The following is a 22239-nucleotide window of genomic DNA, read 5'->3' as shown; positions in this document are numbered from 1 at the left end:
GAAAAAGTGCGAAGCGGTTTTCCGTTCGCAGCGCGCAAATACAACGGGAAAATTCAGGTTGGAAAACCTGCTTGGAGATTAACCGTTACCGGAAAGCAAGCGCTTGGCGGCGGCCCTCGCCTCTTCCGTTACCGAAGCACCTGCGAGCATGCGGGCGATTTCCTCGGTGCGGTCCTTTGGTTCCATCGTCGCAACACGCGTCGAAATCTTTTCTGAGCCGTCCGCGACGGGCCCCTTGGAGATCAGCAGATGCGTCGCGGCGCGCGCGGCGACCTGCGGTGCGTGGGTGACAGAAAGCACCTGCACGCGACCGGACAGGCGCTTCAGCCGCTGGCCGATAGCATCCGCAACGGCGCCGCCGACGCCGGTGTCGATTTCGTCGAAGACGAGAGTTGGCGCCGAACCGCGATCGGCAAGCGCTACCTTCAATGCAAGCAGGAAGCGCGAGAGTTCGCCGCCGGAGGCAACCTTGGTGATCGGACCTGGGCGCGTGCCCGGATTCGTCTGAACGTGGAATTCGACGACGTCGATACCGTCTGAGGTGCCCGCTTCCGGATCGGTCGTGATCTCCACCATGAAGCGTGCCCGCTCGAGCTTCAATGCCGGCAATTCCGCCATGACGGCGCCAGCAAGCGCCTCGCCCGCGTGGCGGCGCTTCTCCGAAAGGCTGCGCGCTGCAACATCATATTCCGCCTTGGCGGCGACAAGCTCGGCGTCGAGCTTTGCAAGCCTTTCCTCGCCGGCGTCGACATCGGCCAGATCCGAGACCATGCGCTCTGCGAGAGCCGGCAGCTCGCTGACCGGCACCGAATATTTGCGGGAAGCGCCGCGTAGTGCAAACAGACGCTCCTCGACCCGCTCCAATTCGCGGGGATCGTATTCTGTCTTGCGCAATGCGGCTTCGACTTCCATCTGCGCGTTGGAAAGCTGGTCGAGGGCAGCATCGAGCAGCGCCACGGTGTCTTCCAGCAAGCCGGGCGCTTCATGGCTCTTGCGCTCAAGGCGTCGAACCAGCGACGCGATATGCGGCACGGGCGAGGCATTGCCGTTCAGGAATTCCGACGCTTCGGCGATATCGCCGGCGATACGCTCGGCCTTCATCATTCGCGAGCGCTTTTCCGCAAGCTCATCTTCTTCGCCGTCTTGCGGCGAGAGTTTCTGCAATTCTTCGACGGATGCACGAAGGTAATCCGCCTCGCGTGCCGCCTTCTCCACCTGCTCCCTGTGCTTCTTCAGGGTGCGCTCGTTGTCGCGCCAGACCTTGTAAAGTCTGCCCACCCCTTGAGCCTCTTCAGCAAGACCGGCGAACGCATCGAGCAACATGCGATGCGCATCCGTGTCGACCAGAGCCCGGTCGTCGTGCTGTCCATGAATTTCGACGAGGTGCTGCCCGATCTGGCGCATGAGCTGAACGCTAAGCGCCTGATCGTTGATGAATGCCTTGGTGCGGCCGTCAGCCGACTGGACGCGGCGGAAAATCAGATCGCCGTCGTCATCGATGCCGTTTTCGCGCAGAAGCTTGCGGGCAGGATGTTGCGTGCCGACATCGAAGACCGCAGTCACCTGGCCGCGATCTTCCCCATGACGCACGAGCCCTCCATCGCCGCGCCCGCCGAGGGCCAACGACAAACTGTCAAGCAGGATGGATTTGCCTGCGCCCGTCTCGCCGGTCAGCACCGAAAGCCCGGACTCGAAGGCAAGATCCAGCCGCTCGATCAGAACGATATCGCGGATCGAAAGCTGGATCAGCATCTGCGCTCAATCTCACGTCCCAAGAAGAAGTTTCTTACCTGCTCTGGAAATCCACGAGCCGGAGTTTTCGCTCGGATCCACGCCGCCCTTTTTCAGCAGCTGATAAGAATCCTTGTACCAGCGGCTGTCCGGATAGTTGTGACCGAGAACAGCGGCTGCCGTCTGCGCTTCCGGCACGATGCCCATCGCGTAGTAGGCCTCGACGAGACGTGCCAGAGCTTCTTCGATCTGGTTGGTCGTCGGATACTGTTCCACGACGATGCGGAAGCGGGAGATGGCGGCAAGATAGTCCTTGCGCTCAAGATAATAACGCCCGACCTGCATTTCCTTGCCGGCCAGCTGATCCTTGGCGAAACGGATCTTTTCCTGCGCGTCGCTGACATATTGCGACTTCGGATAGTTGTTGACGAGCTTGGTCATCGCCTCGATCGTCTGCTGCGCCGCGCGCTGATCCTGCGTGACATCGACGATCTGCTTCGCATAGGAAGAGCCGACCAGATACTGGACGTAGTCTGCGTCTTCTGAGCCCGGATACTGCTTCAGATAGCTGTTGCCGGTCTGCACGGCATCGTCGTAGCGACCTGTGCGGTACTTGACGAAGGTGCTCATCACCATGGCCTTGCGCGCCCATTCTGAGAAGGGCTGCTGCTGGTTGATGGCGTCGAACTTCTTGCCGGCTTCGGTCATGTTGCCGGCCTTGATGTTGGCAAGGCCCTGATTGTAGAGCAATTCTGGCGGATCCGTCTCGACACCGAGCTTGGTGATGTCGATATCCTTCTTCGTATTACAACCCGTCACCACAGCACTGGTACCGGCCAGAAGGAGCGATACGAGCAAAACCCGCGCTGCGACATTCATGCTTTCAGACCTTGCAAAACTCATCGGATCACTGTCCCACTAGCCGTCGTTGCGAAGACGGCGTTCTCTCGCTGGCGTTTCTAGCCGCAAAAACACCATCAGGGCAACGCATTGATGATGCATTAACGCATTTTTGTGGCAAAGACCGGATTTCGGCAGGCTTAATCACTGTTTTGACAGGGAATTCTTTGCGGGCTGCCGGATTTTCACGTCTAGCAACAACCGCAGGCAAAGCCGCGAATCGCCAGTCAAAAAAAGAGCCGCCCCTCATCGGAGCGGCACTCTCATCTTGCTTCGATTCCGAAAGTTCACGCCGACCAGGGCGCGAATTCCGGAGCGTTCACCGGGACGAATTCGCGGCCATGAGCGCGCTGACGCTGCGCCGGTGCTTCGACGACATCATAAGCTGTCGGATCGCTCAGCAGTGCCTTCAGGGCGTTTGCATTCATGCGATGGCCACCCCGATAGGAACGATAATGGCCGATGAACTGCGCGCCTGCGAGCGCGAGATCGCCAACTGCATCCAGCGTCTTGTGACGAACGAACTCGTCCTCGGGATAACGCAGGCCCTCAACGTTGATAACCGTGTTGTCGTCCGAGATGACGACGGAATTTTCGAGCGATGAACCCAATGCATGGCCGGAAGCCCAGAGCGGCTCGACGTCGCGCATGAAACCGAAGGTACGCGCGCGCGACAGTTCTGTCTTGAAGGTCTCGGCAGTCAGATCGCCTTCCCACTTCTGGCGGCCGATCAGCGGGCAGGCAAAATCGATCTCGACTTCGAACCGCGTGCCGTCATAGGGGCGGAACTCCGACCAGGAGCCACCGGCTTCGATGCGAACCGGCTTGGTCACGCGGATGTAGCGGCGCTTGACGCCGAGCGACACGATGCCGACCTGCTCGATCGCTTCGATGAAAGGATAGGAACTGCCGTCCATGATCGGCATCTCGGCGCCCGTTACTTCGATCACGACGTTATCGAGGCCAATTGCATAAATCGCAGCCATCACGTGCTCCACGGTCGCGATAGAACGCGCCGGCGAGAAGCCGAGAACGGTGCAAAGATCAGTGTTGCCAACCTGCGAGGAAACGGCGCGCAGCTCGGTCACTTCGCCATTGCCGTGAATGCGCTGGAAAACCACGCCGGTGCCGGCCTCTGCCGGATATAGAGTAATAGACACATTGGCGCCGGAATGAACGCCGATACCCGAAAGTGTCACAGGGTTTGCAATAGTGGTCTGAAAACCCAGCAATCCGATCGCCATATAATTCTGCCTTCGTCTATCTGATCCATGCCGGGCGGTCATCTTCGAACACTTACCCTTATCGCCGGTCCAGTCTGTTAACTATGCCGCGCATGCCACATACGTTCATTGCCGAATGTGATTCCGCAGCCTTGCTTGCTATCTACATACGCGCCGAGGCACCGCATTCCAAATCACTGTTTCTTTCGCATTGTTACGAAAGCAGATGATTGAATTTGTTGGGTAATTCCAGATATGACAACAAGTCTAAAATAAGGAAATCCGGAGCTTTTCAGCCCCGGATTTCATCAGGATGGTTAGCAACCTATTAAAAAGTTGCCCGATACTAGGTCAGTTCGACTGGCGGCGCAGGAAGGCCGGAATTTCGAGCTGATCGTCCTCATGGCTCGCCATACGGGCCTGCGGAACCTGACGGCCCTGGTCGTCGAGGTTGCCGCGACGCGGAGCGTAGAGGCTTGCTTCCGGCGACGGCGCGCGGCGCTGCTGCGGAGCCGCAGCCTGGGTCGGAGCCATCATGTCGTCGAAAGCCGGGTCTTCTTCGCGGCGGCCGAGCGAGTTGGTAATGCGCTTCAGCAGGCCCATCGGGCCACGCTCTTCAGCGGCCTGCGGAGCAGCCGGCTGTGCGCGATGTTCCATCTCTGCCTTAACCACCGGCGGGAAGTCTTCCACCTTCGGCATACGAACCTGCTCGGGAGCCTGACGGATGATCGGCTGCTGATGCATGACCGGAGCCGGCTGGGGCTGAACCGGGGCCTGACGGACCGGCTGAGCTTCCGGTGCCGCCGCGAAGATGCGGCTCTGCGGACGGAAACTTTCTTCCTGCGCTACAGGCTGCTGCTGTTGCTGCACATGAGCCTGACGGGCCATCTGGATTTCGAGTTCACGTTCCAGATCGGCTTCCGCTGCACGAATGGTCTGGGCGACCGGATCGATAGTGCGAGGAGCCGGAGTTGCAGCCTGTGCGGTATGGGCCTGCGCGACATGGACAGGCTGAGCTGCGGCCGCTACCGGAGCGGCGGCCGCGGACGGACGGATAGCCGGCTTCGCGACCGGGCGGAATTCCATACCGCGGTCGGCTGCTTCGTTCATCGCACGGTCGATGCCGGTTGCGACGACGGAGACGCGGATGATGCCTTCGAGCGATTCGTCGAAAGTAGCGCCGAGGATGATGTTGGCGTCCGGATCGACTTCTTCGCGAATACGCGTCGCAGCTTCGTCGACTTCGAACAGGGTGAGGTCACGGCCGCCGGTGATCGAGATCAGCAGGCCCTGTGCACCCTTCATCGAGGTTTCATCGAGCAGCGGGTTGGCAATAGCGGCCTCAGCAGCCTGCATTGCACGGCCCTGGCCGGAAGCTTCACCGGTACCCATCATCGCGCGGCCCATTTCGCGCATGACCGAGCGAACGTCGGCGAAGTCGAGGTTGATAAGACCTTCCTTCACCATCAGGTCGGTGATGCAGGCAACGCCCGAGTAGAGAACCTGGTCGGCCATCGAGAACGCGTCGGCGAAAGTCGTCTTGTCGTTGGCGATACGGAAGAGGTTCTGGTTCGGAATGACGATTAGCGTGTCGACCGACTTTTGCAGTTCCTGGATGCCCTGCTCGGCGAGACGCATGCGGCGGCCGCCTTCGAAGTGGAACGGCTTGGTGACGACGCCGACGGTCAGGATGCCCTTGTTGCGAGCGGCCTGCGCGACGACCGGAGCAGCACCCGTACCCGTGCCGCCGCCCATGCCGGCGGTGACGAAGCACATATGCGTGCCATTGAGATGGTCGATGATTTCATCGATGCACTCTTCGGCAGCTGCACGGCCGACTTCCGGCTGCGAACCGGCGCCGAGACCTTCCGTGACGTTGACGCCGAGCTGGATGATCCGCTCCGCCTTCGTCATGGTCAGCGCCTGTGCATCGGTGTTGGCGACGACGAAATCGACGCCCTGCAAGCCTGCCGTGATCATGTTGTTGACGGCATTGCCGCCACCGCCACCAACACCGAACACGGTGATACGCGGCTTAAGCTCGGTGATATCTGGCTTATGCAGCTTGATAGTCATTGTACCCGTTCCTTCTCTTTATGGCCGCATCGCCACGCCGGCCAATTCACTGATTTCACTTGCCTGACGCTTACCCCGGAAGATTTTTTCCGGGATCAGGCACTCAAAAACTCTCTTTCAGCCACTGGCCGACACGACCGATCCGGCTGTTGTTACCTCCAAGCGACGAGAGCAGGCCGCTGCTCGGCGCATGTGTCTCCATGTCCGCGACCTGCGGATAGATCATCAGACCAACCGCGGTCGAGAAGGCCGGCCCCTTGGCCGCCGTCGGCAAGCCGGATACGCCCATCGGGCGACCGATGCGGACGTTTCGGGCAAGGACCCGGCGCGCCACGTCAGGCAGGCCGGTCAGCTGGCTGGCACCACCCGTCAGGACGACGCGCTTGCCGACGATCGGGCTGAAGCCCGAACGCTGGATGCGATCGCGAATGAGTTCGAGGGTTTCCTCGATACGAGCCTTGACGATGCGCGACACCAGTGCCTTCGGCACCTGTGTCGGCTGGTCACGCTCGTCTTCGCCGATCGGCGGGATGGAAATCAGTTCGCGCTCTTCCGAAGAATTTGCGAGCGCGGAAGCATGAACGACCTTCAGACGTTCCGCATCCTCGATGCGGGTGGAAAGGCCGCGGGCAAGGTCGGTGGTGACGTGATGGCCGCCAAGGCTGACAGCATCGGTGTGCACCAGCTTGCCTTCGGCAAAGACCGAGATCGTCGTCGTGCCGCCACCCATGTCGATCGCTGCGCAGCCGAGTTCGACTTCGTCATCGACGAGAGCGGCAAGACCGCTGGCATAAGGCGTTGCCACCATGCCTTCGACCGAAAGATGAGCGCGATTGATGCAAAGCTCGAGATTGCGAAGCGCAGCGCGCTCAGCCGTCACCACATGCATGTCGACACCAAGAGCATCGCCGAACATCGCCAGCGGATCGCGGATACCGCGCTCGCCATCGAGCGAATAGCCTGTCGCCAGCGAATGCAGCACAGCACGTTCCTGACGGACCGACTGCTGGCAAGCGGCGGCCAGCACCTTCTTGAGGTCGTTGGATTCGACTTCCTGCCCGCCGAGATCGATGGTCGCGGTATAGATGTCGCTGCCCAGCCTTCCGGCGGAGACGTTGACGATCAGGCTGTCCACGGTGAGGCCCGCCATGCGCTCGGCCGCATCGACGGAAAGCCGGACGACGCCTTCCAGAGCGTCGAGGTCGGCGATCACGCCGGTCTTGATGCCGCGAGAACGCTGATGGCCGATGCCGATGATTTCGATGTTATGCGTGCGGTTCGGGAGAACCTGACTCTCCTCGCGCGGCGTCAGCCGGCCGATCATGCAGACGACCTTCGTCGAGCCGATATCGAGAACCGACACGATGTGCGACCGCTTGGAGGACAGCGGCTTCAACCGCGGCAGGCCGAAATGAGACGAACCGAATAAGCTCATGTATCCTGCCCTGCTTTCTTCAAAGCCTTGTTTCTTGCATCCACCGCGGCCTGGCGGCGAAGCGTTGCATCCGAGGTCAATTCTATTGCGGTACGATCTGCAAGACGAAGATCCACCGCGGCGATATCGCGCTGCAGGAGATTCTGGTCCTTGTCCAGCTTGGTAAGCCGAGCCAGAGCGCCATCGATATTGTCTTCCGGCAACCGGACTATCACACCATTGTCGAGATAGAGATCCCAGCGGCGACCGGCGACGCGAACGAATGCCTTCACGTGATTGCGGACATCCGGCCACTTGGCGAATGCATCATCGATGGAAGCGGCCGCAGTCTCGGCGTCGCGACCAACGAACAGCGGCAGCTTCGCAAACTTGTTGTCGCGCAGCGGCGCAATCACGCTGCCATCCTTCTGGATCAGCGAGAGCTCGGCGCCGTGCTGCCAGATGGCATAAGCCTTGCGCTCTTTCAGCTTCACTTCGACGGTCTTCGGATAGACCTTGCGAACCTCGACATTCTGAACCCAGGGCAGATTGGCGATCTTCTGGCGAGCGGCATCCGCATTGAGCGCGACGAGCGATGTCGTCCCATCAAGGCCAAGCAGCTGCAGGATCTCGATTTCGGAAGTCTCATCGTTGCCGGAGACTTTGACATCCTCGATCGCAAACCCGACAGCCGACGTCGTCGCCTCAGCAACTGCCTGGCTGTGACCGCCAACCGACATGCCATAGAGAGCGGTCGCACCGAAGAGCATGAACGTCGCGACCGTGCCGGTATGCGCAGGGATGTTGATGCGACCGGAGCCGAGGCTCACCAGGAAGCGCACTGCACGACGCAGAGGGCGCGGCAATACGAACGCATCCTCCACATCGTCAATAGCGAGCGGGACGCGATGACGGGACCGCCTCATATTTTTGACCGTCAGCGCAAACAAGACGCGTCCTCCACCATCCACCGGAGAAATTCACCAAACGAGTAGCCGGCATGAGCGGCCATTTCGGGCACCAGCGAGGTAGGGGTCATACCGGGCTGAGTATTGACCTCCAGCCAGACAAGCTCACCCTCTTCGGAAAAGCGATCATCGAAGCGGAAGTCAGATCGACTGACGCCGCGGCAGCCGATAGCTTCATGCGCCCTTAACGATAATGTTTGTATCTTTTGGTAAAGATTCGGTGAAATTTCCGCCGGAAGGACGTGTTTTGATCCACCTTTGGCATACTTGGCGTCATAGTCGTAGAAGCTGTGGCCGAGCGGCACGATCTCGGTAACCCCAAGAACCTTGCCACCCATGACTCCACAGGTCAGTTCGCGACCATGGATGTAACGCTCAACCAGAACCTCATCACCATAGCGCCACTCCGAAGACGTAACGATCTGCGGCGGATGCGCCTGATCTTCCTTGACGATCACGACACCGAAGCTCGACCCCTCGCGCACCGGCTTGACGACATAAGGCGGCTTCATGGGATGCTCGCCAACGATGCCGAAGCGATCCATGACGAGCGAGGTTGCGACCGGAATACCGGCGGCGGCCGCAACCGTCTTCGCTCGCGCTTTATCCATCGCAAGGGCAGAAGCAAGCACGCCGGAATGGGTATAGGGAATCTGCAGATATTCGAGGATGCCCTGAATGGTGCCGTCCTCGCCGAACGGACCATGCAGCGCATTGAAGACGACATCCGGCTTCAACTCGGTCAGGCAGCTGGCAACATCATGGTCGACATCGACGCAGGTAATTCGGAAGCCTTCGGCTTCGAGGGCATCAGCGCATGCCTTTCCCGAGGAAAGGCTGACGGGCCTTTCCGAGGAAAATCCGCCCATAAGGACAGCCACATGCTTGGCACCCATTAATACCCCCGACCTCACGGTCTCTGCTCTGCTTTTGCGAGGCCTCGCCTAACAGCGATTCTCGCCCCTCTTTCAATAGGTCGATTAGAACGACATTAAGGTTAATGAAGCGTTTACTTTCGTTAACTTTCGGCCGTTCTGCCGACGTTCGAACCATTCGAATCAAATGGATATAAAGAATTCTGCCATTAGATTCAGAGAGTTGCTACTTTTGAAATCGCTACATTTAGTTTTTTTAAACAAAGAGGCCCGCACCGGATTCTCCGATACGGGCCAGAACCCCTTAAAAACGCAGGCTGATTTTATTCGCTGTCGTCGACCAGCTTCCAGACAAGGCCACCCAGCGCTCCGCCCACGATCGGGGCGACCCAGAACAGCCAAAGCTGCTGCAACGCCCAACCACCGACGAACAGGGCCTGCCCTGTCGAACGGGCCGGATTGACCGACGTGTTGGTGATCGGGATCGAAATCAAGTGGATCAACGTCAGGCTCATGCCGATTGCGATCGGCGCAAAGCCGGCCGGCACCTTGCTGCTCGTCGATCCGAGAATCACGACCAGGAAGAACAAGGTCAGCACTATTTCGGCCACCAGGGCCGAGACCATGGAGTAGCCGCCGGGTGAGTGCTCGCCATAGCCATTGGCAGCAAAACCGCCGAGCTGGAAATCTGCCTTACCGCTTGCGATCAGATAGAGCACGGCCGCCGCGGCGATGGCACCGATAACCTGCGCGATGATGTAGGGAATGAGCTGTCCGCCGGGAAAGCGGCCAGCCACAGTCAGGCCAACCGACACGGCTGGATTGAAATGCCCCCCGGATATGCCGCCGACCGCAAAAGCCATGGTCAGCACGGTCAGACCGAACGCAAAAGCGACACCAAGAAAACCGATACCGAGGCTCGGAAATGCTGCTGCGAAAATTGCACTGCCGCAGCCGCCAAATACGAGCCAGAATGTTCCAAGAAACTCAGCTATAAGCTTTTTCTGCATGAAGACTTCCCCTTTGCCCCCAATCGCAACGAAAATCAGCCGTTTATAAAAAAGATCCCGGAAAGACTCGCCGGAAACACGCCTACGCCGTGGCAGACAATCGCTCAATTGCTCGCGAATCAACAATTACGGCTAAATAATAGCATACAACCATTGATTTCTTGCGTAGTTGGCGTTTGCGTCGAACAAAAATTACGCTAGGACACGATTTGTCCGCTAAGCAGCCCTTAGCATCGTCCAAATTTGGTGGGATCATGACTGACGCGATATCTCCTTTATCGCCGACCCCCTCGTCGTCGAACAACAACGTTGCCAATTCCCCGGCACGTGTTCTGATCGCGAGCCTCATCGGCACAACGATCGAATTTTTCGATTTCTACGTTTATGCGACGGCGGCGGTTATCGTCTTCCCGAAGCTGTTCTTCCCTGCAAGCGACCCGACATCTGCAACGCTGCAGTCCTTCGCAACCTTCTCCATCGCCTTTTTCGCACGCCCGATCGGCGCGATGATCTTCGGCCATTTCGGTGACCGGATCGGCCGCAAGGCAACCCTGGTCGCCGCTCTCATGACCATGGGCCTGTCGACCGTCGTGATCGGCCTGCTGCCGACCTTCGCATCCATCGGCGTTCTCGCCCCAATCCTGCTGGCGCTGTGCCGTCTCGGCCAGGGCCTAGGCCTGGGCGGCGAATGGGGCGGCGCCGTGCTGCTCGCCACGGAAAATGCTCCGGAAGGCAAGCGCAGCTGGTACGCCATGTTCCCGCAGCTCGGTGCGCCGATCGGCTTCATCCTGTCGGCAGGTCTCTTCCTGATCCTGCGCGAAAGCATGACCGACGCGGACTTCCTCAACTTTGGCTGGCGCGTTCCCTTCCTGATCAGCATCGTGCTCGTCGCTGTCGGCCTCTATGTCCGCCTGAAGATCACGGAAACTCCGGAATTCCAGCGTGCCATCGAAAAGGAAGAACGGGTTTCCGTTCCGATCGCGGTCATCTTCCGCTCACACTTCCGCAGCCTCATCCTCGGCACGATCATCGCCGTCGCGACCTTCGTGCTGTTCTATCTGATGACGGCCTTCACGCTGAGCTGGGGAACCCGCGCTCCTGGCACCGGCCCATTGCCGGCAGGCCTTGGTTACACGCAGGGGCAGTTCCTCGTCGTTCAGCTCGTAGGCGTAGTGTTCTTCGGCCTGATGATCCCCGTTTCGGGTCTATTGTCGGATCGCTATTCGCGCCGGCTGGTCCTGATCCTGACGACGATCGGCATCCTGATCTTCGGCCTGTTCTATTCGTCGCTGCTGACCGCCGGCCTTGCTGGCGCTTTCGCCTGCTCGATCATCGGCCTGGCATTGATGGGCTTCACCTATGGTCCGATCGGCGCTGCACTCGCAGCCCCCTTCCCGACCACTGTGCGCTATACCGGCGCTTCGATGACCTTCAATCTCGGCGGCATCGTCGGTGCCTCGCTGGCGCCTTACATCGCCACTTGGCTCGCGACGACCTATGGCCTCGTCTATGTCGGTTACTACCTGGCAGCAGCGGCCCTTCTCTCGCTGATCGGCATCCTGCTTTCGGGCAATGATGAGATCTGAGAATTTCAATACAACCAATTGAAAAGGCCGGGTGAAAACCCGGCCTTTTTCTTGATTCGCTTTATGAAGTCTGCGTCAGTCGCAGCGCCTATCTACTCGGTCGTGACACCCTGGAACGGACGCACTTCGCGGCCGGGCATAAAATGACCGAGGCGCTTGATTTCCCATTCCAGCTTGACGCCGGAATTCTCGAAAACCTGACGACGTACTTGCTCGCCGAGATACTCCAAATCGTAGCCCGTCGCCTGCTCCATGTTAATCATGAAGTTGCAGTGCAACGACGACATCTGCGCACCGCCGATGACAAGTCCGCGGCAACCGGCTTCGTCGATCAGTTTCCAGGCGGAAAGACCCTCCGGGTTCTTGAAGGTCGAGCCGCCGGTCTTCTCACGGATCGGCTGTACCGTTTCGCGGTGGGCACGTACGGCGTCCATTTCGGCGCGGATCTTGGCGCGATCTTCCGGATAGCCTTCAAACAGAACATGCGTGAAGATCAGCTCTTCGGAAGCATCCGAATGCCGATAGCTATAGCCCATCTCGGCATTGGTAAGCACATGCTTGTCGCCCTTGCGGTCGACCGCATGCACTTCGACAACGCGCTCGCGGGTCTCTGCGCCATTGGCACCCGCGTTCATGCGTGCAGCACCGCCGATGCTGCCGGGAATGCCGTAGAAGAAATGGAAACCGCCGATGCTGTTATCCATGGCCATCGCCGCGACATGCTTGTCCGGGCAGATGGCGCCGGCCAGAATGCGGTTTTCGCCCGCAAGCTCGACCGCGCCGAAGCCCTTGGCCGAAAGCCTGAGCACGACGCCCGGAATACCGCCGTCGCGCACCAATATGTTCGATCCCACGCCGACGACCGTCAGCGGCACCTCTTCCGGCAAGATCTTCAGAAATGCGATCAGATCGTCGGTATCGTGCGGTTGGAACATGAGTTCCGCCAATCCACCGGCACGGAACCACGTGACGCGATCCATCGGCGCGTCCGGCGTGAGCCGTCCCCTGATATCCTTGACGCTGTCGCCGAGCGACGCCAGAAGCTTTTCTCCGTTAACCTGTTTCATGCGGACTTACCCGATAGGCCTTCCAATTCCTTTGGCAATGACGCTGCCCAGTATGTGATGCTGCCAGCCCCCAACAAAACCACAAAATCACCCGGTCGCGCAATCTCTGCAACCATCGCGGCAAGATCTTCCTGCGACGGCAGATAACGCGCGTCACGGTGACCGCCCGCCTTGATACGCGAAACCAGCGTCTGCGAATCCGCGCCCTCGATGGGATCTTCACCGGCCGCATAGACCGGAGCGAGGAAGATGCTGTCAGCATCGTTGAAGCACGCGGCGAATTCTTCGAAGAGGCTCGACAGGCGCGTATAGCGATGCGGCTGGTGCACGGCGATGACGCGGCCCTTGCAAGCCTCGCGCGCAGCCTTCAGCACAGCCTTGATCTCGACGGGATGATGACCGTAATCGTCGAAAACCTTCACCCCGTTCCATTCGCCGGTCAGCGTGAAGCGGCGCTTGACGCCACCGAAGGACGCCAGCCCCTTGGCAATCGCCTCGCTGGAAATGCCGAGCCGGTTGGCAACAGCAACGGCTGCCGTCGCATTCGAAATATTGTGGCGCCCGGGCATCGGCATCACGAGATCCTTGATATGGATCACCTTGCCGGTGCGGCGCCTGCGGATTTCGACATCGAACAGCGATCGCGTGCCATCGATGCGCACGTTCATGAAGCGCACGTCTGCCTGCGGGTTCTCGCCATAGGTGATGACCTTGCGGTCCTCGATACGCCCGACGAGTGCCTGCACTTCCGGATGGTCGATGCACATGACGCCGAAGCCGTAGAACGGCACGTTCTCGACGAACTGCCGGAAAGCGGCGCGGACGGCATCGAAATTGCCGTAATGGTCCAGATGCTCCGGATCGATATTGGTAACGACTGCGATGTCAGCAGGCAATTTCAGGAAGGTGCCGTCGGATTCATCGGCCTCGACTACCATCCACTCGCCCTCGCCCATGCGCGCGTTGGTGCCATAGGCGTTGATGATCCCGCCGTTGATGACGGTGGGATCAAGCCCGCCGGCTTCCAGCAGCGTCGCCACGAGCGACGTCGTCGTCGTCTTGCCATGCGTGCCGCCAATGGCGATCGCATTGCGGAAGCGCATCAGCTCGGCCAACATTTCGGCGCGGCGCACCACCGGCAGCAGCTTTTCGCGCGCAGCCACAAGCTCGGGATTGCTCTTCTTGATGGCGGTGGAAACGACCACGACTTCGGCGTCGCCGAGGTTTTCCGCCTTGTGACCGATATGAACCGGAATACCCTTGTCGCGCAGCCGTTGCACGTTGGCACTTTCCGACTGGTCGGATCCCTGCACGCGATGGCCGAGGTTATGCAAAACCTCGGCTATGCCGCTCATCCCGATACCACCGATACCGATAAAATGCACAAGGCCGATTGCCTTCGGCAGCTTCATACGCCTGCCCCCTTGAATTGCTGAATTGAACGTCCCCCGGCAATAGCTTCAACCATGTCGGCGAGCAAGTTTGCCGCATCAGGCTTGCCGGCCTGCTTGGCTGCTGCCGCCATCTTGGCGAGCTTTTCCGGCATTGTCATGGAACCGCGCAGGATCGTGGAGAGCTTCTCCGGCGTCAGCTCGGATTGTGCGATCACCTTGACGCCACCTGTTGCGGCAAGTGCGGCCGCATTGGCAGCCTGATCATGATCGAGCGCATGCGGATAGGGCACCAGGATTGCCGGACGGCCGATCACCGCGAGTTCGGAAACCGTGGAAGCACCGGAGCGGCAGAGAACCAGATGTGCAGCACCGATACGCTCGGCCATGTCCGTGAAGAAGGGCGCGACATCGGCACCCATCTCCAGCCGCCTGGTGCAGCTGTTGACCGTCTCCATATCCTCCGGGCGCACCTGCTGCGTGATGCGCAGCCGCTTACGCAGGGGCTCTTCCAGCAGACTGATCGCTGTCGGAACCGCCTTCGAGAAATATTGCGCACCCTGGCTGCCGCCAAACACGACCAGATTGAACGGATCGTCAGGAACAGAAGGAATATAGGGCTGTTTCGCAGCCTCGATGACAGCGGGACGCACTGGGTTGCCCGTCGTGACAGTCTTTTCCCCAAACGGTCCCTCTTCCGAAAGGAAGCCGCCTGCGATGGCACGCACGCGCGGCGCCAGCATCTTGTTGGCGCGGCCCATGACGGCATTCTGTTCGTGCAGCATTGAAGGCACGCCCAAACGTGTCGCAGCGAGCAGCGGCGGCACCGTGGGATAGCCACCGAAGCCGACGACGCAGACGGGCTTGATTCTCTGGATCAGCTTGCGCGCAGCGCGCATACCCTTCCACAGCGTCCAAAGCGCGCTTGCGACCTTCAGCGGGCTCTTCGAGCCAATCGTTGCCGACGGCACGACATGGATTTCGTCGGCCGGGAATTTGCCGGCATAGCGTTCAGCACGGCTGTCCGTGACGAGGTGCACGGAATAGCCGCGCTCCTTCAGCTTATAAGCCAGCGCTTCAGCCGGAAATACGTGACCGCCGGTTCCGCCGGCGGCAAGAAGGACAATGCCTTTACTCATAATTTTCGCTCCCGCGAACACCCCAATACTCGAGGCATCCCCTTAATATAGGAGGTCGCCCCGACCGCGTCATCGGCACGGACCAAACCTCCTCATAGCCCGCCGCCTTTGGAAAAGCGACCGGAGAATGAACAGGGAAAACGAGAGGGGGTAAAGGCAAATCCAAGACGATTACTCCGCAGGCAGCCCATGCGTCACGCGGAACTGGCTGCGATCCTGCGCTCGTTTTTCCGGGCGATGACGCGTCAGTGCCAGAATGAAGCCAGCCGTCACACAGATCGCCGTCATCGAGGAACCACCGTAGGAAATCAGCGGCAGAGTCATGCCCTTGGCGGGCAGAAGCTGTAGATTAACACCGATGTTGATGATCGACTGAATGCCTATCTGCAGCACCAGGCCCGCAACCGCAAAGCGGTTGAAGTCGTTCTTCTCCTTGTAGGCATGCGACAGGCCGCGCAGCACGAGGAAGGCAAAGATGCAGACGAGCACCATGCAGAAGATCACGCCGAATTCTTCAGCCGCGACGGAGAAGATGAAGTCCGTGTGGGCGTCGGGGATGATGCGCTTGACGACGCCCTCGCCCGGGCCGACGCCGAACCAGTTACCATGGACGATCGCCTGCTTGGCGGTGTCGACCTGGAATGTGTCGCCCTCACCGGTCATGAACTTATTGACGCGTTGCGCCACGTGATCGAAGACATAGTAAGCGGCGACGAAGCCACCGGCGCCGAGGCCGCCAAGGACAATGATCCAGAGCCAGGGCATGCCCGCCATAAAGAACATGCCGCCCCAGACGGCCGTCGTCAGGATCGTCTGCCCAAGGTCAGGCTGGGCGACCAGCAGCGCGACGACGATGCCGAAGAGAATGATGGCAAAGAGGTTTCCGGGAATTTCCGGTTGGCGTGCGTGCTCGGCAAACAGCCAAGCGCAGACGACCACGAAAGCCGGTTTCATGAACTCCGACGGCTGAATGGACAGTGCTGCGATGTTGACCCAGCGTCGCGAGCCCTTGACCTCAATACCGAAGAACAGCGCGAAAAGCATCATTGCCAGCGAAACGATCAGCAAGATCACCGCCGTGCGCCGCACCTGACGGGGTGTCATGAAGGAAATGCCGATCATCGCCGCGATCGCCGGAACGAGAAACAAGGCGTGACGCTTGACGAAGTGGAACGGCTCAAGCCCGATGCGTTCCGCCACCGCCGGCGACGCCGCAAAGGACAACATGAAACCAATACCGATCAACAGGATGAAAAGGGCAAGGAATACGCGGTCGATGGTCCAGAACCATTCGGCCAAGGCCCCACGTTCAACGCGGCTTACCATATTATTTGCCTCCAGTTGCTGAACCGATCAGCATGGTAACGCCCTCGATCGCTGCCACATGGCTGACGAACGCGTCACCCCTGACCTCGAAATTCTTATACTGATCGAAGCTTGCGCAAGCCGGGGATAACATCACAGCTGCGGATTCATGCTCATCCCCAGCCGCATCTTCGGCAGCATGAGCAACGGCGCGCTCCAGCGTACCCGAGATCTCATAGGGCACCTGCTCACCGAGCGTCGCGGCAAAAGCCGGTGCTGCCTCGCCGATCAGATAGGCCTTCGTGATGCGCGGAAAGAGCGGCGAAAGGGTCGTGATGCCACCCTCTTTCGGCAAGCCGCCGGCAATCCAGTAGATGTTCTCGTAGCTCGAAAGCGCCGGCGCTGCCGCATCCGCATTCGTCGCCTTGGAGTCGTTGACGAAAACGACGCGGCCACGCCGCCCGACCGGCTGCATGCGATGCTTGAGACCCGGGAATGATCTCAAGCCAGATCGAATCTCATCGGCCGTGATGCCTACCGCAAGGCAAGCGGCAATCGCAGCCGCTGCATTTTGCGCATTATGGCCGCCCCGCAAGGTCTGGATACCATCCAGGTCGGCGATCTCGCTCGCTGCACCGTTGGATGCCTGCAGGATGCGGCTCCCCTCGGCATAAAGACCGTCCGCCAGAGCATGGCGGCGCGATATCCGCACCACCTTGGTCCCTGCCCGTTCGATGCGATCGGCGATCAGGGACGAATGGCTGTCGTCGACACCAACGACGGCAACGCCGCTGCCTGCAACAAGCCGTTCCTTGATATCGGCATAATGCTGCATCGTGCCGTGCCGATCGAGATGATCGGGCGTCAGGTTCAGCAAAATACCTGCCGACGGGTTAAGCGTCGGTGCGAGATCGATCTGGTAGGACGAGCATTCGACGACATAAAAGCGACCGGCCTTCGGCGGGTCGAGCGTCAGAATAGCCGTGCCGATATTGCCGCCAAGCTGCGTATCGCGTCCGCTCGACTGCAACACGTGCGCGATGAGCGCCGTCGTTGTCGATTTACCGTTGGTGCCGGTGATGGCAATGAACGGGCAATCCGGCGCATGCGCTCGGCGCTCTCTGACGAACAGCTCGACATCGCCGATGATCTCGACACCTGCAGCATGTGCGAGATCGACGGTCCAATGCGACTTCGGATGCGTCAAAGGCACACCCGGAGACAGGACGAAGACCGACAGAGCATTCCAGTCGATCGTCCTGAGATCCACGACCGGTATTCCCTCGGCACCCGCCTTGACCACGCTGTCGGGATTGTCGTCCCAGGCCATGACGTCGGCGCCGCCCGCAACGAGCGCACGCGCCGTGGCAAAGCCGGAACCGCCAAGGCCGAAGAGAGCGACCTTCTTTCCTTTCAGCGTGGTGACGGGGATCATCGGCGCCTCACCGCAGCTTCAGGGTGGAGAGACCGATCATCGCCAGGATGACCGCGACAATCCAGAACCGCACGACCACCTGGCTCTCCGTCCAACCCTTCTTTTCGAAATGGTGATGAATCGGAGCCATGAGGAAAACGCGGCGCTTCGTCAGTTTGAAGAAACCGACCTGAATGATGACCGAAAGCGCTTCCAGCACGAACAGACCGCCGATAATCGCCATGACGATCTCATGCTTGGTCGCAACCGCGACCGAGCCGATCATGCCGCCGAGCGCCAAAGAGCCCGTGTCGCCCATGAAAATGGCGGCTGGCGGCGCATTGAACCAGAGAAAGCCAAGGCCCGCCCCAATGACCGCGCCGAGAACGACGGCCAGTTCACCCGTGCCCGGCACGAAATTGATCGCGAGATAATCGGCAAACACGAAGTTACCGGCAAGATAGGCGATGACGCCAAAGGAGGCAGCCGCGATCATGACCGGCACGATGGCAAGTCCGTCAAGACCGTCGGTCAGGTTGACGGCATTGCCGGCAGCCACGATGACGAACGCACCGAAGAAAACGAAGAACATGCCAAGATTGAGTAGCAGGCTCTTGAAGAAGGGGAACGCGACCGACGAGCCGAAGGTCGAACCGGCGGGGCCGGACGACAGCGCCGTGGTCATCATGAAATAAACGGCGATGGCCGCAATGATGAACTCGATGCCGAGGCGCGCGCGACCGGAAAATCCCTTGTCGCTCTGCTTCGTCACCTTGAGATAATCGTCATAAAAGCCGATCGCGCCGAAGCCGAGGGTGACGAGCAGCGTCGCGACCACGTAGACATTGGCCAGATCAGCCCATAGCAGCGACGACACGACGATGCCGGCAAGGATCATCAGGCCGCCCATGGTCGGTGTGCCGGCCTTTTTGAAGTGCGTCTGCGGACCATCGGCACGAATCGGCTGCCCCTTGCCCTGACGCACGCGCAGCGATGAGATGATTCGCGGTCCGAACAGGAAAACGATCAACGCAGACGTGAAGAGCGAGCCGCCGGTGCGAAACGTGATGTATCTGAACAGATTGAGGAATCTGAAATGGGTACTGAAAAATTGAATATGGTCCGACAGTTCGGCTAGCCAGATCAGCATAAGAGCCCTTTCTAAAGCCCCTGATGGGTGTGGGGGCCCGTGTCGGAAAATGCGGGAAACTTGTCAAGCAAGCCGGCCACGATCTTTCCAAACTTCATCCCCAACGACGATTTCACCATCAACACGTCGCCCGGGGCGACCGAGTTGAGCGCGAATTCCGAGAGTTCCTCCGTCGTCTCACGATATTCGACATGAACACTTTCCGGCAGCTCATCCCTCAAAGCCGCCATCTCCGGACCCGCCAGCCAGACATGCTCGATACCGGCCGCCAGAAGCGGTCCTGCAAGGTTCGCATGCACTTGCTGGGCATAATCCCCCATTTCCAACATGTCGCCGAGAACGGCGATCCGCCTACCCGTCCGGCCGCCGACACCCGAATTCGGCGAGGTCGTCGCAAGCAGCCCGATGGCCGCGCGCATGGATGCGGGATTGGCATTGTAGCTTTCGTCGATCAGCGTGAAGTAGCCGTTGCCGATCGCCCGCTTGTGACGCTGCCCACGGCCCTTTTCCGGCTGCAGATCGGCCAGCGCCGCGACGGCCTTGTCGAGATCCGCCTCGACCAGCATGACCGCACCGAGCACGGCGAGCGCGTTTTCGGCGATGTGACGCCCGGGCGCACCGATCGCCACTTCCAGCGTCTCGCCACCGATGGTCAGCCATAGGGTCGAATTCTCTTCCGACGCATTGAATTCGGCTAGGCGCACATCGGCCTTGGCATGCTGACCGAAGCTGTGGATGTGCTCGATGCCGGCCGCCGCTGCAGCACGCTCCAGCATTTCGAACTGGTCGTTGTCGTGATTGAGGATGGCATGGCCGCCTGGCACGACGCCCTCGAAAATCTCAGCCTTGGCTGCGGCAATCTCGCCGATACTATTGAAGTTGCCGAGATGCGCCGGCGCAATGGTCGTGATGATGGCGACGTCCGGCTGCACCATCTTGACCAGCGGCCTGATCTCTCCCGAATGGTTCATGCCGACTTCGAAAACGCCGAAATCCGTATCCTGAGGCATACGGGCAAGCGTCAGCGGCACACCCCAATGATTGTTGAAGGAAGCGACGGAAGCATGCACCTTGCCTGAAGGCGACAGCGCCCGGCGCAGCATCTCCTTGGTGGTCGTCTTGCCGACGGAACCAGTCACGGCGATGATCTTGCCTTGCGTACGCCGGCGCGCGGCAACACCCAATCGCGCCAGCGCGGCCAAGACGTCATCCACCACCACCTTCGGCACGGTCAGGCTGCCCATTGCCGGCAGACGCGCCTCGCTGATCACGATAAAGGCGGCACCGTTCGCCATGGCGACATTGGCATAGTCATGACCGTCGACACGATCGCCCTTGATGGCGAAAAAAGCCTCGCCGGGCTGGATGGAACGACTGTCTATGGAAATGCCCGTAATGCCGGCGGGCAGCGTTCCGACGAAGCGGCCCGAGATTGCAGCGATCAGTTCCTCAGTTGTCCATAGCCAATTCAAGACTTCAATTCCTCCAATGCCTTGCGCAGTTCTGCGTGATCAGAGAAAGGCAACGTCACGCCGCCGACCGTCTGGCCTTCCTCATGCCCCTTGCCCGCAACGATCAGCGTATCGCCGGATTTCAGCATGCCGACGCCCTTGCGGATTGCTTCCGCACGGTCGCCGACTTCCGTGGCGCAGGTGGCTGCTGCCATGATCTCCGAGCGGATCGTCGCCGGATCCTCCGAACGCGGGTTGTCGTCGGTGACGATAACGACATCGGCGAGACGGCAGGCGATTTCGCCCATGATCGGGCGCTTGCCGCGATCGCGGTCGCCGCCGCAGCCGAAAACGACGACGACGCGGCCGGTCGTAAATGGTCGTACCGAATTCAGCACGTTTTCCAGTGCGTCAGGCTTGTGCGCATAGTCAACATAGGCGAGCGCACCGTCATGGGTGTGACCGACAAGCTCAAGGCGACCGGATGCGCCGACTAGCTTTTCGAGCGCTGCCATCGCGACAGACACCGCAACTCCCGTCGAAATCGCAAGGCCGGCAGCGACGAGCGCATTGGCAACCTGGAAATCGCCAGCGAGCGGAATGTGAATCTCGAAGATCTCGTCGCCGACGTGAACCTCGGCGATCTGCTTGTGGCGAAAATGCTCGACGCGCTTAAGCGTCAGAAAATCGCCTTTGCGTCCCACGGTCCGGACATCATGACCGGCAGAGCGCGCAGCGGCAATCGCCTGGTCCGACCAGGCATCGTCGGCAAAAATCACCGCCGGCGAACCTTTCGGCAGCAGATCCTTGAAGAGCCGCATCTTGGCGGCCATGTAGTTCTCGACCGTAGGATGATAATCCATGTGATCGCGGCCGAGATTCGTGAAGGCCGCGGCGGCGAGCCTGACGCCATCGAGCCGGAACTGATCGAGCCCATGGCTGGATGCTTCCATTGCCGCATGGGTCACGCCTTCGTCGGCGAGTTCTGCAAGCAGTTCGTGCAGCGACGCCGGATCGGGCGTGGTCAAGGAGCCGTAGTCGTTGCGGGTCGGCGATACGACACCCGTGGTTCCGATCATTGCGGCCGCATGGCCGGCAAATGCCCAGATCTGTCGGGTGAAGGACGCGACCGAAGTTTTGCCGGCGGTGCCGGTCACGGCCACCATGACCTCAGGCTGACGACCATAGAAATGAGACGCGGCGATCGCCAAAAACCGACGTGGCTCGGAAACCTCGAGCAAAGGCACACCGTTTGCGACGGCTCCAGGGCCTGTGACAATAACGGAAGCACCGCGCGAAATCGCATCTGCAATAAAACTCGCGCCATTGGCTTTCGTACCGGCAACCGCAACGAAGGCCATACCCGGCGACACCTGCCGGCTATCGGCAGAAATCCCGGTTATCTCAAGATCGCCGATTGCTCCGCCGATCTGTGTGTTGACTTCCGGAAACCCATCTCCGGCGATATCCCGCAGCTTCATCGAATATACTTTTCGTTGTTAATCCATCCGCCCTCTCGCGAATCGACCCGTGTATTCT

Annotated in this window: 17 protein-coding genes; 1 reads left to right on the top strand and 16 read right to left on the bottom strand. The window is 59.9% G+C overall.

The window, feature by feature from the left end:
* Nucleotides 1–78: 78 nt before the first annotated feature.
* From recN to aqpZ, 8 genes are all read right to left on the bottom strand, one after another.
* A complete protein-coding gene (recN, locus tag GGD46_RS10975; RefSeq protein WP_184703805.1) occupies nt 79–1752 on the bottom strand; it encodes a DNA repair protein RecN in 1674 nt (557 codons plus the stop codon).
* A gap of 12 nt (nt 1753–1764) precedes the next feature.
* Nucleotides 1765–2634 (bottom strand): outer membrane protein assembly factor BamD, encoded by an 870-nt coding sequence (locus tag GGD46_RS10970; protein ID WP_184703804.1) that lies wholly within the window; start codon nt 2632–2634, stop codon nt 1765–1767.
* A gap of 284 nt (nt 2635–2918) precedes the next feature.
* Nucleotides 2919–3875 (bottom strand): UDP-3-O-acyl-N-acetylglucosamine deacetylase, encoded by a 957-nt coding sequence (gene lpxC / locus GGD46_RS10965; RefSeq protein WP_184703803.1) that lies wholly within the window; start codon nt 3873–3875, stop codon nt 2919–2921.
* A 330-nt stretch (nt 3876–4205) separates the two neighbouring features.
* A complete protein-coding gene (ftsZ, locus tag GGD46_RS10960; protein WP_184703802.1) occupies nt 4206–5930 on the bottom strand; it encodes a cell division protein FtsZ in 1725 nt (574 codons plus the stop codon).
* 103 nt (nt 5931–6033) lie between these two features.
* Nucleotides 6034–7365, bottom strand: coding sequence for a cell division protein FtsA (gene ftsA / locus GGD46_RS10955; protein WP_092853246.1), 1332 nt, complete (start codon nt 7363–7365; stop codon nt 6034–6036).
* Nucleotides 7362–8294, bottom strand: a complete 933-nt coding sequence (locus GGD46_RS10950) for a cell division protein FtsQ/DivIB (RefSeq protein ID WP_409527676.1) — start codon at nt 8292–8294, stop codon at nt 7362–7364. Before GGD46_RS10950 ends, ftsA begins: the two co-directional genes overlap by 4 nt.
* The gene (locus GGD46_RS10945; RefSeq protein ID WP_184703800.1) at nt 8282–9208 is read right to left on the bottom strand and encodes a D-alanine--D-alanine ligase; all 927 of its coding nucleotides are present in this window, start codon (nt 9206–9208) and stop codon (nt 8282–8284) included. The genes GGD46_RS10950 and GGD46_RS10945 overlap by 13 nt, the downstream gene beginning before the upstream one ends.
* A gap of 302 nt (nt 9209–9510) precedes the next feature.
* Nucleotides 9511–10197, bottom strand: coding sequence for an aquaporin Z (gene aqpZ, locus GGD46_RS10940; RefSeq protein WP_184703799.1), 687 nt, complete (start codon nt 10195–10197; stop codon nt 9511–9513).
* A gap of 254 nt (nt 10198–10451) precedes the next feature.
* Here aqpZ and GGD46_RS10935 point away from each other — a divergent pair, with 254 nt between their 5' ends.
* Nucleotides 10452–11783, top strand: coding sequence for an MFS transporter (locus GGD46_RS10935; RefSeq protein ID WP_184703798.1), 1332 nt, complete (start codon nt 10452–10454; stop codon nt 11781–11783).
* A 92-nt stretch (nt 11784–11875) separates the two neighbouring features.
* Here GGD46_RS10935 and murB read toward each other — a convergent pair whose 3' ends face one another.
* From murB to GGD46_RS10895, 8 genes are all read right to left on the bottom strand, one after another.
* Nucleotides 11876–12850, bottom strand: a complete 975-nt coding sequence (gene murB / locus GGD46_RS10930) for a UDP-N-acetylmuramate dehydrogenase (RefSeq protein ID WP_184703797.1) — start codon at nt 12848–12850, stop codon at nt 11876–11878.
* On the bottom strand, nt 12847–14262 hold the full coding sequence (murC, locus tag GGD46_RS10925; protein ID WP_184703796.1) for a UDP-N-acetylmuramate--L-alanine ligase: 1416 nt from the start codon (nt 14260–14262) through the stop codon (nt 12847–12849). Before murC ends, murB begins: the two co-directional genes overlap by 4 nt.
* Nucleotides 14259–15380, bottom strand: coding sequence for an undecaprenyldiphospho-muramoylpentapeptide beta-N-acetylglucosaminyltransferase (murG, locus tag GGD46_RS10920; protein WP_184703795.1), 1122 nt, complete (start codon nt 15378–15380; stop codon nt 14259–14261). The genes murC and murG overlap by 4 nt, the downstream gene beginning before the upstream one ends.
* A 171-nt stretch (nt 15381–15551) precedes the next feature.
* On the bottom strand, nt 15552–16706 hold the full coding sequence (gene ftsW / locus GGD46_RS10915; protein WP_184703794.1) for a putative lipid II flippase FtsW: 1155 nt from the start codon (nt 16704–16706) through the stop codon (nt 15552–15554).
* Between the two features lies 1 nt (nt 16707).
* Nucleotides 16708–18120 (bottom strand): UDP-N-acetylmuramoyl-L-alanine--D-glutamate ligase, encoded by a 1413-nt coding sequence (murD, locus tag GGD46_RS10910; protein WP_184703793.1) that lies wholly within the window; start codon nt 18118–18120, stop codon nt 16708–16710.
* A gap of 7 nt (nt 18121–18127) precedes the next feature.
* Complete coding sequence (gene mraY, locus GGD46_RS10905; protein ID WP_184703792.1) at nt 18128–19249, bottom strand: phospho-N-acetylmuramoyl-pentapeptide-transferase; 1122 nt, start codon at nt 19247–19249, stop codon at nt 18128–18130.
* 11 nt (nt 19250–19260) lie between these two features.
* Complete coding sequence (locus tag GGD46_RS10900) at nt 19261–20721, bottom strand: UDP-N-acetylmuramoylalanyl-D-glutamyl-2,6-diaminopimelate--D-alanyl-D-alanine ligase (protein WP_184703791.1); 1461 nt, start codon at nt 20719–20721, stop codon at nt 19261–19263.
* A complete protein-coding gene (locus tag GGD46_RS10895; protein ID WP_184703790.1) occupies nt 20718–22181 on the bottom strand; it encodes a UDP-N-acetylmuramoyl-L-alanyl-D-glutamate--2,6-diaminopimelate ligase in 1464 nt (487 codons plus the stop codon). Before GGD46_RS10895 ends, GGD46_RS10900 begins: the two co-directional genes overlap by 4 nt.
* Nucleotides 22182–22239 lie beyond the last annotated feature (58 nt).

This window comes from Martinezella lusitana (assembly GCF_014207095.1).
GTDB classification, from domain to species: Bacteria; Pseudomonadota; Alphaproteobacteria; order Rhizobiales; family Rhizobiaceae; genus Rhizobium; species Rhizobium lusitanum_B.
Note: the sequence above shows the minus strand (reverse complement) of the source record. Positions and strands in the feature narration are given on the sequence as shown.

Bases quoted from the DNA above. Each gene is read 5' to 3' on its own strand.
- recN (WP_184703805.1), bottom strand. From the start codon at position 1,752: ATGCTGATCCAGCTTTCGATCCGCGATATCGTTCTGATCGAGCGGCTG.
- GGD46_RS10935 (WP_184703798.1), top strand. From the start codon at position 10,452: ATGACTGACGCGATATCTCCTTTATCGCCGACCCCCTCGTCGTCGAAC.
- lpxC (WP_184703803.1), bottom strand. From the start codon at position 3,875: ATGGCGATCGGATTGCTGGGTTTTCAGACCACTATTGCAAACCCTGTG.
- mraY (WP_184703792.1), bottom strand. From the start codon at position 19,249: ATGCTGATCTGGCTAGCCGAACTGTCGGACCATATTCAATTTTTCAGT.
- GGD46_RS10970 (WP_184703804.1), bottom strand. From the start codon at position 2,634: ATGAGTTTTGCAAGGTCTGAAAGCATGAATGTCGCAGCGCGGGTTTTG.
- ftsA (WP_092853246.1), bottom strand. From the start codon at position 7,365: ATGAGCTTATTCGGTTCGTCTCATTTCGGCCTGCCGCGGTTGAAGCCG.
- murC (WP_184703796.1), bottom strand. From the start codon at position 14,262: ATGAAGCTGCCGAAGGCAATCGGCCTTGTGCATTTTATCGGTATCGGT.
- ftsW (WP_184703794.1), bottom strand. From the start codon at position 16,706: ATGGTAAGCCGCGTTGAACGTGGGGCCTTGGCCGAATGGTTCTGGACC.
- murG (WP_184703795.1), bottom strand. From the start codon at position 15,380: ATGAGTAAAGGCATTGTCCTTCTTGCCGCCGGCGGAACCGGCGGTCAC.
- GGD46_RS10895 (WP_184703790.1), bottom strand. From the start codon at position 22,181: ATGAAGCTGCGGGATATCGCCGGAGATGGGTTTCCGGAAGTCAACACA.
- murB (WP_184703797.1), bottom strand. From the start codon at position 12,850: ATGAAACAGGTTAACGGAGAAAAGCTTCTGGCGTCGCTCGGCGACAGC.
- aqpZ (WP_184703799.1), bottom strand. From the start codon at position 10,197: ATGCAGAAAAAGCTTATAGCTGAGTTTCTTGGAACATTCTGGCTCGTA.
- GGD46_RS10945 (WP_184703800.1), bottom strand. From the start codon at position 9,208: ATGGGTGCCAAGCATGTGGCTGTCCTTATGGGCGGATTTTCCTCGGAA.
- ftsZ (WP_184703802.1), bottom strand. From the start codon at position 5,930: ATGACTATCAAGCTGCATAAGCCAGATATCACCGAGCTTAAGCCGCGT.
- murD (WP_184703793.1), bottom strand. From the start codon at position 18,120: ATGATCCCCGTCACCACGCTGAAAGGAAAGAAGGTCGCTCTCTTCGGC.